Annotated in this window: 12 protein-coding genes; 8 read left to right on the top strand and 4 right to left on the bottom strand. The window is 62.5% G+C overall.

Going from position 1 to position 13,555, the window contains the following annotated elements; genetic code table 11:
- Positions 1-99 precede the first annotated feature (99 nt).
- The 4 genes from CUJ84_RS28520 to CUJ84_RS28505 all read right to left on the bottom strand — a co-directional run bounded on the left by CUJ84_RS28520 (position 100) and on the right by CUJ84_RS28505 (position 3,917).
- Entirely contained in the window at positions 100-1,374 is a 1,275-nt protein-coding gene (locus tag CUJ84_RS28520; protein ID WP_105008977.1) for an NAD(P)/FAD-dependent oxidoreductase, read from the bottom strand.
- A gap of 13 nt (positions 1,375-1,387) precedes the next feature.
- Positions 1,388-2,056 (bottom strand): haloacid dehalogenase type II, encoded by a 669-nt coding sequence (locus tag CUJ84_RS28515; protein ID WP_105008976.1) that lies wholly within the window; start codon positions 2,054-2,056, stop codon positions 1,388-1,390.
- Between the two features lie 171 nt (positions 2,057-2,227).
- Positions 2,228-2,902 (bottom strand): aldolase, encoded by a 675-nt coding sequence (locus CUJ84_RS28510; RefSeq protein ID WP_105008975.1) that lies wholly within the window; start codon positions 2,900-2,902, stop codon positions 2,228-2,230.
- A gap of 16 nt (positions 2,903-2,918) precedes the next feature.
- The gene (locus CUJ84_RS28505) at positions 2,919-3,917 is read right to left on the bottom strand and encodes a LacI family DNA-binding transcriptional regulator (RefSeq protein WP_105008974.1); all 999 of its coding nucleotides are present in this window, start codon (positions 3,915-3,917) and stop codon (positions 2,919-2,921) included.
- 240 nt (positions 3,918-4,157) lie between these two features.
- Between CUJ84_RS28505 and CUJ84_RS28500 the strand changes: the two genes are divergently transcribed.
- The 8 genes from CUJ84_RS28500 (at position 4,158) to CUJ84_RS28465 (ending at position 13,548) form a co-directional block, all read left to right on the top strand.
- Positions 4,158-5,474 (top strand): MFS transporter, encoded by a 1,317-nt coding sequence (locus tag CUJ84_RS28500; protein WP_105008973.1) that lies wholly within the window; start codon positions 4,158-4,160, stop codon positions 5,472-5,474.
- A gap of 69 nt (positions 5,475-5,543) precedes the next feature.
- Positions 5,544-6,488: an L-threonate dehydrogenase gene (ltnD, locus tag CUJ84_RS28495; RefSeq protein WP_105008972.1), complete on the top strand. Its 945-nt coding sequence runs from the start codon at positions 5,544-5,546 to the stop codon at positions 6,486-6,488.
- Between the two features lie 14 nt (positions 6,489-6,502).
- Positions 6,503-7,279, top strand: coding sequence for a 2-oxo-tetronate isomerase (gene otnI / locus CUJ84_RS28490; protein ID WP_105008971.1), 777 nt, complete (start codon positions 6,503-6,505; stop codon positions 7,277-7,279).
- A gap of 3 nt (positions 7,280-7,282) precedes the next feature.
- The gene (gene otnK, locus CUJ84_RS28485; RefSeq protein ID WP_105008970.1) at positions 7,283-8,563 is read left to right on the top strand and encodes a 3-oxo-tetronate kinase; all 1,281 of its coding nucleotides are present in this window, start codon (positions 7,283-7,285) and stop codon (positions 8,561-8,563) included.
- A gap of 154 nt (positions 8,564-8,717) precedes the next feature.
- Entirely contained in the window at positions 8,718-9,554 is an 837-nt protein-coding gene (locus CUJ84_RS28480) for a GNAT family N-acetyltransferase (RefSeq protein ID WP_199788839.1), read from the top strand.
- Positions 9,555-9,567: 13 nt separating this feature from the next.
- Entirely contained in the window at positions 9,568-10,944 is a 1,377-nt protein-coding gene (locus tag CUJ84_RS28475) for an aspartate aminotransferase family protein (RefSeq protein WP_033183367.1), read from the top strand.
- Positions 10,945-11,160: 216 nt separating this feature from the next.
- Entirely contained in the window at positions 11,161-11,874 is a 714-nt protein-coding gene (locus tag CUJ84_RS28470) for an HAD-IA family hydrolase (RefSeq protein ID WP_105008968.1), read from the top strand.
- A 63-nt stretch (positions 11,875-11,937) separates the two neighbouring features.
- Complete coding sequence (locus CUJ84_RS28465) at positions 11,938-13,548, top strand: ABC transporter substrate-binding protein (RefSeq protein ID WP_105008967.1); 1,611 nt, start codon at positions 11,938-11,940, stop codon at positions 13,546-13,548.
- Positions 13,549-13,555: the final 7 nt, after the last annotated feature.

Raw genomic sequence — 13,555 nt, 5'->3', positions numbered from 1 at the left:
TATAGGGTTTACGCCCAATCCCCCGGTTAAGGATTGGCGATAGGTTGTTCACGGTTTCGCAGACACAGCTGTCGCCCCGCAGCTTTGGATCGATCAGGCCTACTGGAAGCGGTCGAGCGTCTTGTAGTAAAGCCCGACCAGCGGCAGGAACCACGGTTTGCCGAAGTGGCCGGGGACGGCCGGCCAGTCGAGCCCCTTGATCGGGTTACGGTCGGCCTTCCCCAGGATGGCGTCGGCGATGATCATGCCGAGATGGGTGGAGAGCTGGGCGCCGTGGCCGGAATAGCCCATGGCATACCAGACACCATCGACATAGCCGGCGCGCGGATAGCGGTCCTTGGTCATGTCGACAAGCCCGCCCCAGCAATAGTCGATCTCGACACCGGCAAGCTGCGGGAAGATTTCGGCCAGGCTGGCGCGCAGAATGTCGCCGCTCCTTGCGTCCGAGCGCTGATCCGACGTGGCGGAAAACCGGGCGCGACCGCCGAAGATCAGCCGCTTGTCGGGCGACAGCCGGAAATAGTTGCCGATGTTCATCGACGTGACGCAGGTGCGGTTACCCGGCATCGTATCGGCGATTTCGGCGTCGGTCAGCGGACGGGTGGCGATCAGAAAGCTGCCGACGGAAATGATCCGGCGGCGGAAATAATTAAAGAGCGAGGGCGTATAGGCGCCTGTCGCGACCAGCACGTGGTCCGCGGTGACAGTGCCTCGTGCGGTCGTCAGGCTGTGGCGACCGTTGCCCTGCCGATGCGCGGTTACTGCCGCCTTTTCGAAGATGACGGCGCCGTGGCGGGCGGCAGCAGTGGCGAGCCCGGCGACATAGCGGCCCATATGCATCATCGCGCTCTTCTTGGATAACATGGCGCCATGGAAGGGCGACCCGACCTCGCTTTTCAGGTCACTCGCCGTCAGAAGTGCCGTGTCCGGATCGACTTCTCTGTGAACAGCCTCGAAATTGCGGGCAATGGCATCGAAATGCTGCGGCTTGGAAGCAAGCTTCAGCTTGCCGGCGCGGCGGAAATTGCAGTCGATTCCCTCTTCGGCAATGATCGCCTCGATCGTATCGATGGAATCGTCGAACGCCTTGTAGAGGGCGACGGCCCTCTCCACGCCGAGTGCGGATTTGGCGGAGAGGAAACTGTGGGCGAGCCCATTGTTGAGGTGGCCGCCATTGCGTCCCGACGCTCCCCAGCCGACCCGTTCGGCCTCCAGCACCACGACCTTGACGCCGGCCTTTGCAAGCTGGCGCGCCGCGGCAAGCCCGGTGAAGCCGGTGCCGATGACGGCGACGTCGTAATGTCCTTCGACGGGGCCTTGGGTGCCGCCGGCAAAGGCTGGAGCCGTGTCGTGCCAGTAGGATTCGAACTGCATCCGCGTGTCTCCGTCAGAGCCCGACGACGCCAGGCAGGCCCGAGATGTCAGGAATTTCGACATAACCGTAATAAGGGTTGGCCGGCTCGTGGCCACGATTGACCCAAACCTTGTTCTTGATGCCGAGATCGTGGGCCGACATCAGGTCATAGCGGAAGGAGGATGAGCAATGCAGCACGTCTTCCGGCCCGCAGCCCAGCATATCGAGCATGTATTCAAAGCCCCTGAAGCGCGGCTTATAGGACTGCGCCTGCTCGGCGGTATAGACCGCATGGAAGGGTGCGCCCAGTTTTTCGACGTTCGACATGATCTGCGAATTCATGGCGTTGGAGAGGATGACCAACGGGATTTCCTTGGCGACCTTGGCGAGACCGGCGGGAACATCCGAATGCGGCCCCCAGGTCGGAACCCGCTCATAGATCATTCGGGCGGCTTCGTCGCGAAATGTCACGCCGTTGCGCTTGCATGTCCGCTCGAGCGAATTGTGCACCACCTCGGCATAGGGTTTCCAGTCACCCAGGATCTCGTCGAGCCGATAGGCGGCAAAATTCTTGATGAACTCCGCCATGCGCCGCTCGTCGAGCTCTTCGCCATAGAGGTCGCGCGCCGCTTCCGCCATTTGAAAGTTGGTCAGCGTGCCGTAGCAGTCGAAGGTGATGTATTTCGGACGGAACGTCGTCATCTGGGTATCCTTGAACGATCGGAACTGGGGACGTGTCACAATCATAGGCACCGCTTCACCCACAGCTCGCCTGAATTGGCGGCATCGGAAGCAGAATCTATCGTATCGAAAGCGGGGTTTGGCAGAAGGTTGCGCGCTTGCCCGCAGTCAACGGCCGGCGGAGTGACACCTTCAATCGCCGTCGTGATCGTGATCGCGATGCGACGGAAGGTCGAGGCCGAAGGTGTTGACGAGATCGGCCACCTGCGCCGGACTGAGGAAACGGGGATTGAGGTTGCGCAACAGCAGATAGAGCTTCGCCGTTTCCTCCAGTTCCTCGGTCGCAAAGACCGCCGCCTCCAGGCTGACGCCGGCGACAACAGGTCCGTGATTGGCCAGGAGCACCGACGAATACTTGCCCGCCAGCCCGCGGATGGCATCGGCCACCGCCGGATCGCCCGGACGATAATAGGGCACCAGCGCGGTTTCGCCGGCCCGCATGAGATAATATGGCGTCATCGGCGGCAGGGCGGCGCGCGGATCGATCTCCGGCAGCATGGTCAGTGCCACCGCGTGGGTGGAGTGAAGATGGACGATGGCGCGGGCGCTGCCGCGCGTATCGTAAAGGGCAGTGTGCAGCGGAATTTCCTTGGTCGGCTTGTCGCCGGACAGGAGCCGGCCTTCGGCATCGAGTCTGGAGATCCGCGCCGGGTCGAGAAAGCCGAGCGAGGCGTTGGTCGGCGTGACCAGCCAGCCGCCATCCTCCAGCCGCAACGATATGTTGCCCGACGAACCGGGCGTCAGCCCGCGCTCGAACAGCGAGCGGCCGTATCGGCAGATTTCCTCACGCAGGCGCGCGTCGGACATGACAGTTCCTCCAATATTAGGCGGTTGCCCCTTCGATCAATTCAAAGCCGAGATCGACGGCCTGCGGCGGCGCATTAGCGACGACCAGCTGCGCGGCTATCTGCCCCGTCGCCACGCGCGGCGTTCGGATGGTCGACAAGGGTTGCGGTATTGCCCGGCCGATATCGAGGCCGTTATAGCCGAAAATGGCGAGCTTCGAGGGGATCGCGATCCCCTCGGCCAGACAGTGAAAATAGCCGCCCAGCGCCATGTCGTCGTTGGAGAAATAAACCGCATCGAGATCGCTCGTCCGGGCAAGCAGCCGCTTCAGCCCCAACCTGCCATTTTCCACGGACGAGGCGCCTGGGAGAATTTCGCGAGCGACGAGCGGAGCGTCATGCGCATCGAGCGTTTCGCAAAAGCTGGAAAACCGCTTGCCGGCACGGGTATCGCGGTTCAGGTCGTGACCGACATAGCCGATCCGGCGATAACCCCGTTTGAGCAGGAAGGCAGCGCTCTCCCGCCCGGCCGCGCGGTTCGAGAAGCCGACCGCGATATCGAGAGCATCACCGTCGAGATCGAGCAGTTCGACGATCCGACACCCGCTGGCGCGCAGCATCTTCACCGTGCCCTCGGTATGCTCGTATCCCGCCAGCATGACCGCCGCCGGCCGCCAGGCAAGCATCGCGGCGGCGAGCGCTTCCTCCTTGCCCGGATCATAATCGGTCACGGAGAATACCGCTTGATACCGGTTTTCCTCCAGAACGGCGCTGGCACCGCGCAGCACATCGGGAAAGACGATGTTGGACAGCGAGGGAATGACGAAGGCGACAAGACGCGAACCGGTGGAGGCCAGCGTTCCCGCGATCCGGTTCGGCACATAGCCCAGCCGCTCGACGGCGGCCATCACTCGCTCGCGCGTCTTGGCGGAAAACGAACCGTGGTTGCGCAGCACGCGCGACACCGTGCTCTCGCCGACACCGGCTGCTTCCGCGACCTCGGCAAGCGTTACCGTCGGTTGATGTTTGAATTCCATCGTGACGTCTGAACCCGACTGTTGAGGCGGTTGCCCGGCCTGCCCGCCCGATGACCACCGCGTTGCCACCATTTTTCACCGCTCTCGCCAAGAAGCAAGGTTTTTTTGGCAGCGCTACCAATTTGGTGTTGGCAGCGCTGCCAAAATGGATTAATGAAAATGGCAGCGCTGCCAACGAGTGGCTCGGCGTGCCGCGGGAGGATCGACAGGAGACCGCGGCAACAATCGGAGGAGAAAATCATGACGCTGCAGACGCAGGCGCCAGTCGTTGGCGCACATCCCGCCCAGACGCTCGAAGACCGTGCCTATGGCAAGGTATTCTGGCGCATCGTACCCTTTTTGATGCTGTGCTATGTGGTCGCCTATCTCGACCGCGTCAATGTCGGCTTCGCCAAGCTGCAGATGTCGAGCGAACTCGGCCTCTCGGAAGCCGCCTACGGCATCGGCGCCGGCATTTTCTTCATCGGTTATTTTCTGTTTGAAGTGCCGAGCAACATCATCATGAACAAGGTTGGCGCGCGGGTTTGGATCGCCCGCATCATGCTCACCTGGGGCATCATTTCCGCCGCCTTCATGTTCACCTCGTCGGAAACCGTCTTCTATGTTCTGCGTTTCCTGCTGGGCGTTGCCGAAGCCGGATTTTTCCCCGGCATCATTCTCTATCTGACCGCGTGGTATCCGGCCCATCGCCGCGCCAGGATCATCACTACCTTCATGTCGGCGATCCCGATATCCGCCATTTTCGGCAATCCGCTTTCGGGTCTGCTGATGGACGGTTTTCACGGTACGCACGGACTTTCCGGCTGGCAGTGGATGTTCCTGATCGAAGCCATTCCAGCCATTCTTTTCGGCGTTGCGACGTTCTTCTACCTTGATGATACGATCCAGGGCGCGAAATGGCTGAACGATGAGGAAAAGGGCGTGCTGACGGCCAATATCGAGGCGGAGAACCGGGCCAAGACGGCAAGCCCGCACAGCATCGGCGCAACGCTGACCGACCGTCGCGTCTGGCTGATGTGCCTGATCTATTTCTGCTTCGTGCTTGGGCAATATGGCCTGAATTTCTGGATGCCGACCATCGTCAAGGCCTCGGGCGTCAGCGGAAACCTCAATATCGGCCTGATTTCCGCGATCCCCTATATCTGCACATTCGTTGCCATGCTGGCGCTCGGACGTTCCGCCGACAGGCTGGGCGAACGCCGCTGGCACCTCGTCGTCCCGGCCCTCATCGCCGCCGGTGGTTTCGTCGCGGCGACGATGGCGACGAGCACGACCGTCTCGATTGTCTGCCTCTCGCTGGCTGCTGCCGGCGCCATCAGTTGCGCGCCGCTGTTCTGGTCGCTTCCGACGGCTTTTCTCGCCGGCACCGGCGCTGCGGCCGGCATTGCCTGGATCAATTCGGTCGGCAATCTCGCCGGGTTTCTCGGGCCGTTTCTGGTAGGCTATCTCAAAGACTTCACCGGCACCAACAGCGCCGGCATGTATCTGCTGGCGGCTGCGCTGGTCATTGGTTCGCTGGCCGTGTTGACGGTTCCTGCGAAAAGCGTCAATCGCTGAAAAACAGCCCCTCCGGGATGGCACCCGGAGGGGCGCAGACACTTCCTCACAAGACTGGAGAACCTCCTCATGCCACCGCTTGCTGAAAACTCGGGCTCGGCCGTTGTCGCCGCCGTCATCGGTCTTGGTTCCATGGGGCTTGGAATGGCCCAGTCGATGAAGCGCGCAGGTCTCGACGTCGTTGGATATGACATCACGCCGGCGGCAGTGGACCGCTTCGTCGCCGATGGCGGACGTGGCGCGGCGACCCCTGCCGCTGCGGCAAAGGACGCCGACATCGTCGTCTCCGTGGTCGTCAACGGCGCGCAGACCGAGGCCGTGCTGTTCGGGGCCGAAAGCGTCGCACGTGCGATGAAGCCCGGCGCCGTCTTCATCTCGTCGGCCACCATGGATCCCGCCGTCGCGCGCGATCTGGCACAGCGGACGGAGGCTCTCGGCCTGCATTATCTCGACGCGCCGATTTCGGGCGGCGCGGCCAAGGCGGCGCGTGGCGAACTGACGATCATGGCATCCGGTTCCAGACAGGCCTTCGATACGGCGCGCCCGGGTCTCGACGCCATGGCCGCCAAGGTCTACGAGCTCGGCGACGAGGCCGGAAAAGGCGCGGCCTTCAAGATGATCAACCAGCTTCTCGCCGGCGTGCACATCGCGGCCGCCTGTGAGGCCATAACCTTTGCCGCCAAGCAGGGCCTCGACCTCGACAAAGTCTATGAGGTGATCACCGCTTCGGCCGGCAATTCCTGGATGTTCGAAAATCGCGTGCCGCACGTGCTGGCCGGAGACTATACTCCGCTCAGCAGCATCGAGATTTTCGTCAAGGATCTCGGTATCGTCCAGGACATGGCCCGCTCCGAGCGTTATCCCGTACCGCTGGCGGCAGCCGCCTTGCAGATGTATCTGGCCGCCTCCGGGGCGGGCATGGGCCGTGACGACGATTCCTCGCTCGCACGGCTCTATGCCAAGCTTTCCGGCGCTGAATTGCCCAGCACCACCAAAGAGTCGCAGAGCCTGTAAAAGGAACGCTAGACATGCCGGTTTTCGCCGCCAACCTGACGATGATGTTCAACGAATGGGCGTTCCTCGACCGCTTCGACGCCGCAGCCGATGCCGGCTTTGCCGCCGTCGAATACCTCTTTCCCTACGAAGCCACACCGGAGGCAATCGCCGACCGGCTTGCCCGCAACAATCTGCAGCAGGCCTTGTTCAACCTGCCGCCGGGTGACTGGGCAGCAGGCGAACGTGGCATCGCGGCCCTCCCTGGACGGTTCGATGCGCTGAAAGCGGATGTCGAGCGGGCACTGGATTATGCGGCGGCGACGGGCGTCAGACGGTTGCACCTGATGGCAGGCATCGCCGACCGTCATGACGAAGACGCCGCCTCCTGTTACCGGCGCTCCGTCACCTATGCTGCCGGGCGGCTTGCGGAAAAAGGCATTGATCTCCTGCTCGAGCCGATCAACGGGCGCAACATGCCGGGATATTTCCTCAACGACTTCGGCGCCGCCGAGCGGCTGATTGCCGAATGCGGCCTGCCGAACCTGAAGCTCCAGTTCGACATTTATCACCGTCAGATCATCCATGGCGACGTCGCCATGGCGTTGCGACGTCTGCTGTCGATCACCGGCCATATCCAGATCGCCAGCGTGCCGTCACGCAACGAACCGGACGGGGAGGAGTTGAACTATGCCTATCTGTTCGGCGAAATCGACCGCCTGGGTTATGACGGTTTCATCGGCTGCGAATACATCCCGCGCGGCCACACATTGGACGGTCTTGGCTGGTTCAAGCCTTTTGCACGGAGCTAGACGATGGCTATTTTGCTTGGATCAATCGCTGACGACTATACGGGCGCGTCCGACCTCGCCAACACGCTGACGAAGAACGGTCTGCGCACGGTACAGACGGTCGGCATCCCTGATCCGTCGCTGGCGCTGCCGGATGTTGACGCCGTCGTCGTCTCCCTGAAGATCCGCTCCGTCCCGGCCTCGGACGCCGTCGCGGCTGCGGCGAGCGCTGAGCGATGGCTGCGCCAACGGGGCGCCGGCCATGTGCTTTACAAGATCTGCTCGACCTTCGATTCCACCGATGCCGGCAATATCGGTCCGGTCACCGAGGCCTTGAGCGAGGCGGCCGGCGGCGGCGTCGTGCTGGTGACACCAGCCTTTCCGGAAACGGGACGCACCGTCTATCTAGGCCATCTCTTCGTCGGCGGACAGCCGCTGAACGAAAGCCCGCTCAAAGACCACCCCCTCAATCCGATGCACGACGCCAATCTCGTGCGGGTTCTCACCCGACAATCGAGCAACGCTGTCGGGCTGATCGATCTCACAGTCATCGCGGCCGGACCCGGCGCCGTCAAGGCGAGGCTCGAGGCCCTGCGCACGGCAGGCATCACTGCTGTTATCGCCGATGCAATTTTCGAACGGGATCTTGAAACGCTCGGCGAGGTCGCGTTGGAAACGCCAGTGTCCACCGGTGCGTCCGGCCTCGGCCTCGGCCTTGCCCGCGCGCTCGTCCGCTCCGGCCGGATTTCCTCCGGCGGTGCAACGACGGCGGACACCATTCGCCCGGTGGGCGGGCTTTCAGCGATCGTTGCCGGCAGTTGCTCCAAGGCGACGCTCCACCAACTCGACATCGCCGAACGGTCGATGCCCGTCCTGCGGCTTGACCCGGAAAGGCTGCTTGCCGGTCCCGATGAGATCGCCGCGGCGATTTCCTGGGCCGGAGACCGCATCTCCGCCGGCCCCGTCGTCATCGCCGCGAGTGCTGCGCCTGAAACCGTCTCCCGCCTGCAATCGCTCCATGGACGAGAGGCCTCCGGCCATGCGATCGAGACCGCGACCTCGATCATCACCGCCGAACTGGTGGAGAGAGGCGTGCGCCGCCTTGTGGTCGCAGGCGGCGAAACCTCAGGAGCGGCGGTCGACAGGCTCGCCATTCCGGCATTTCTGATCGGCCCGGAGATTGCGCCCGGTGTGCCGGTGCTGCGCACGGTCGGCAATGCGCAGGGCGATATGCTTCTGGCGTTGAAATCAGGAAACTTCGGAGGCGAGGATTTCTTTACGGCAGCGCTGTCGATGATGCACTGACAGGGCCTGGATCCGATGAATATCGATCGGTTCTAGCATAAGATGCGGCGCCCATGACAGCAACGCCATAAGATACTGCTTGAACCATGGCCTTCAGACGATCTGCCCGCCGGCGCTCCGGCAGACTGGCGGGTACGATATGAAGGACGCCCCCATGCAAGCAAGTCAGATCGAAATCGTCCCGTTCGGCCCCGACCATTTGGAAGCCGCCGTCGCGCTCTCAAGACAGGCGGGCTGGCCGCACCGGACGGAAGACTGGCAGCTGGCGCTCGCCTTGAGCGACGGGATGGTTGCGGTCGAGGATGGCAGAGTCGTCGGCACCGTCCTCGTCACGCCGTACAAGGGCGATTGTGCAACGATCAATATGGTCATCGTCGACGAGACGATGCGCGGCAGGGGTCTCGGCCGAAAACTCATGGACGCCGCATTGCTGGCCGCGGGAGACCGGCCGCTGAGGCTGGTGGCGACGACGGCAGGTCTGCCGCTCTACCAAAAGCTTGGCTTCCACGAGACGGGAACCGTGCTGCAGCACCAGGGCCTTGCCGGAGAAATCGCCGCGCCGGCGGAAACGGAAGCCGCTACCGACGCTGACCTCCCTGCTATCGCGGCACTCGACCGCCTTGCCTTCGGCGCCGACCGCGAAGGGCTGCTCTCTTATCTCGCCGGGATCGGCGAATTCGCCGTCATTCGCCGCGACGGCCGCGTTTCCGGGTTCGCTTGCCTGCGTCCCTTCGGCCGCGGCGACGTGATCGGACCCGTGGTGGCCGCCGACCTCGGCGAGGCCAGGAAACTCATCGAACATTTCATCGCCAGGCGACCCGGGCAGTTCCTCAGGGTCGACACCACGGCCGAAACCGGGCTTTCCCGATGGCTCGCCGAACACGGGCTCGCCCATGTCGGCGGCGGCATCACGATGAGAAAGCCGTTGGCCAACAACGCCGCCGATCCGACTGCCACCACCTTTGCCCTCGCCAGCCAGGCGCTCGGCTGATCCGGAGATCTCCATGTACAGCAATTCCCTCATCGAACTCGATCGCGCCCACCTCATTCATCCGGTTGCCTCCTACCGCGGCCACGAAAAGCTTGGCGTGCGCGTGCTGGCCTCGGCCAAGGGCGCGACGGTCACCGACGCCTCCGGCAAGCAGCTGATCGACGGCTTCGCCGGCCTCTGGTGCGTCAATGCCGGTTACGGCCACGAGAGCATCGTCGAGGCGGCGGCCCGGCAGATGCGCGAGCTTCCCTATGCGACGGCCTATTTCGGCCTCGGCTCCGAGCCCGCGATCCGGCTTGCCGGCGAACTCGCCGACCGCGCGCCGGGCGATCTCAACCATATCTATTTCACCCTCGGTGGTTCCGATGCGGTGGACAGCACGGTCCGCTTCATCCGCTACTACTGGAATGCCCGAGGACAGCCTGAGCGCGATCAATTCATCTCGGTCGAACAGGGCTATCACGGCTCCTCGACAGTCGGCGCGGGTTTGACCGCGCTGCCTGCCTTCCATGCCGGCTTCGGTCTTCCCTTCGACTGGCAGCATAAAATTCCGTCTCATTACGCCTATCGCAACCCGGCGGGCGACAATCCGCAGGCGATCATCGACGCCTCGCTTGCGGCGCTGAAAAGCAAGGTCGAGGCGATCGGGCCGGAACGTGTTGCCGCTTTCTACGTCGAGCCGATCCAGGGCTCGGGCGGCGTTCTGGTGCCGCCGAAAGGCTGGATGAAAGCCATGCGCGAATTCTGCCGCGCACACGACATCCTTTTCGTGGCGGACGAAGTGATCACCGGCTTTGGCCGCACCGGCCCGCTTTTTGCCTGCAGCGAGGATGAGATCGTCCCCGATTTCATGACGACCGCCAAGGGTCTCACCTCGGGCTACGTCCCCATGGGCGCCGTCTTCATGGCCGATCATGTCTATGAAACGATCGCAGAGGGCGCGGGTGCTGCCGCCGTCGGCCATGGCTATACCTATTCGGCCCATCCCGTCAGCGCCGCGGTCGGCCTGGAAGTCCTGAAGCTTTATGAAAACGGCCTTCTCGAAAACGGCGTCAGGGCCGGTGCGCGGCTTATGCAGGGCCTGGAGTCGCTGAGAGATCATCCGCTCGTCGGCGATGTCCGCGGCCGCGGCATGCTGGCCGCCGTCGAACTCGTGGTCGACAAGGTGAACAAGACGCCGTTGCCAGCATCCGCCGAACCCTCCCGCCGCATCTTCGATCGCGCCTGGGAGAATGGCCTCGTCATCCGCGCCTTCGGCAATGGTGTGCTTGGCTATGCTCCGCCGCTCTGCTGCACCGAAACGGAGATAGACGCGATCGTCGAGCGCACCCGCATCACGCTGGACGAGACGCTGGAGGACCCGGATGTGCGTCGGGCGCTGCAGGCCTGAGAATATCGCGAAACGGTCAGATTCGGTATTTTGTGCCGCCTCATGATGCCTATTCGGCGAATCCGGTGCCGTGCAGGTGACACACTGAAATCAACGAAAGGCCGCGGCAGAAGCCGGCCTTCCATACAAGAGCGGGACAAAGACCCCGCCAGCGGAACAGAATTTTCTTCTTCGAGAAGCCGAGCTCCCATCGGAGCCGAACACTGGGGAATTCACGTGAGCAAAAGCCTTCCGGAATTCAAATACCTGACCTTCGACGTCGTCGGCACGCTCATCGACTTCGAAGGCGGCCTCAAGACCTGCCTCGCCGAGATCTCGACCGAGGCGGGGACTGAAATCGACGGCGAGCAGGCGCTTAGCCTTTACCGTGCAGCCCGCTACTCCGAGGATGCCGACCTCTTCCCCGACGACCTCGTGCGCGTCTACCTCTCGATCGCGCCGAAGCTCGGCCTGCCCGCCGATCAAAAATATGGCGAACGGCTGCGGGATTCGGCCAAGGGCTGGAAGGGTTTTGCAGACAGCGCCGCAGCGCTGGCAAGTCTTGCGAAGGATTACCGTCTCGTTGCGATGACCAACGCCCGCCGCTGGGCATTCGATTTCTTCGAGAAGGAACTCGGCAATCCGTTTTATGCCGCCTTCACCGCGGATGATACCGGGACCGAGAAACCCGATCCCGCATTCTTCGAGACGGTATTCGACTACGTCGCCTCGGAAGGACATTCAAAGGACGACATCCTGCATGTCGCCCAGAGCCAGTACCACGACATCGGGATTTCCCGGAAACTCGGGCTGACCAATTGCTGGATCGAGCGGCGACATGCCGAGAAGGGTTACGGCGGCACGATCGAACCGGCCGAGTTCACCAAACCCGATTACCATTTCACCTCCATGGCCGGCCTTGCCGATGCCGTGGCCGCCGCGCGCGCCTGACTTTGAAAGCAGATCGGGCCTGCCCGGAACGGGCAGCCCGCCACACAAGAAAAGGGGAATGAGATGAACGACAAGATTACCAATTGGACCAGATCCGACGACGCCATGGTCGAAAGCGCCATCCGTCGTGGCGCCACTCGTCGCGAATTGCTGCATATGATGCTTGCGGGCGGCGTGGCCCTGTCAGCCGGCGGGCTCGTGCTTGGCCGCGCCGGCAAGGCGCTCGCCGCCACGCCCGTTTCCGGCGGCTCGCTCAAGGCGGCCGGCTGGTCGTCATCCACGGCCGATACGCTCGACCCCGCCAAGGCGTCGCTCTCCACCGACTATGTCCGGTGCTGTTCCTTCTATAACCGCCTCACCTTCCTCGACAAATCAGGCACGCCGCAGATGGAGCTTGCCGACGCAATCGAGTCAAAGGATGCGAAGACCTGGACGGTCAAGCTGAAGAGCGGCGTCACCTTCCATGACGGCAAGCCGCTGACCGCCGATGACGTGGTTTTCTCGCTGAAGCGCCATCTCGACCCATCCGTCGGCTCGAAGGTCGCCAAGATCGCCGCCCAGATGACCGGCTTCAAGGTCGTGGACAAACAGACCGTCGAGATCACGCTCGCCAGCCCGAATGCCGACCTGCCGACCATTCTATCGATGCATCACTTCATGATCGTTTCCGACGGCACGACCGATTTCACCAAAGCCAACGGCACCGGCGCTTTCGTCAAGGAAGTCTTCGAGCCGGGCGTCCGGTCTGTCGGGATCAAGAACAAGAATTACTGGAAATCCGGCCCGAATGTCGATTCCTTCGAATATTTCGCGATCAGCGACGATAATGCCCGCGTCAACGCACTGCTTGCGGGCGACATCCATCTCGCAGCCACGATCAATCCGCGCTCTATGCGCCTCGTCGAGGCCCAGGGCGACGGCTTCACCTTGTCCAAGACGACGTCCGGCAACTATACCAATCTCAACATACGACTGGATATGGAGCCCGGCAATAAGCGGGACTTCATCGAGGGCATGAAGTATCTCGTCAACCGCGAACAGATCGTCAAATCGGCGCTGCGCGGTCTCGGTGAAGTCGGCAACGATCAACCCGTTTCACCGGCGAACTTCTATCATGACGCAGAGCTGAAAGCGCGAGCCTTTGATCCTGAGAAGGCGAAGTTCCACTTCGACAAGGCCGGCGTGCTTGGCCAATCCATCCCGATCATCGCTTCCGATGCGGCGAGCTCGTCGATCGACATGGCCATGATCATCCAGGCGGCCGGCGCCGAAATCGGCATGAAGCTCGACGTGCAGCGAGTGCCATCTGATGGTTATTGGGACAATTACTGGCTCAAGGCGCCGATTCACTTCGGCAATATCAACCCGCGTCCGACCCCTGATATCCTCTTCTCCCTGCTCTACACCTCGGACGCTCCGTGGAACGAAAGCCACTACAAGTCGGAGAAGTTCGACAAGATGCTGATCGAGGCGCGCGGCTCTCTCGATCAAGACAAGCGCAAGACGATCTATAACGAGATGCAGGGCATGGTCGCCCAGGAAGCTGGTACAATCATTCCGGCCTATATCTCGAACGTCGATGCCACGGCCGCCAAGCTCAAGGGCCTGGAAGCCAACCCGCTAGGCGGCCAGATGGGATACGCTTTCGCGGAATATGTCTGGCTTGAAGCCTGATACAGCA

The organism is Rhizobium leguminosarum, from assembly GCF_002953715.1.
In the GTDB taxonomy this organism is placed as follows: Bacteria; Pseudomonadota; Alphaproteobacteria; order Rhizobiales; family Rhizobiaceae; genus Rhizobium; species Rhizobium leguminosarum_V.
The sequence above is the reverse complement of the archived record's forward strand: the minus strand, read 5'-3'. Positions and strand labels throughout refer to the sequence as shown.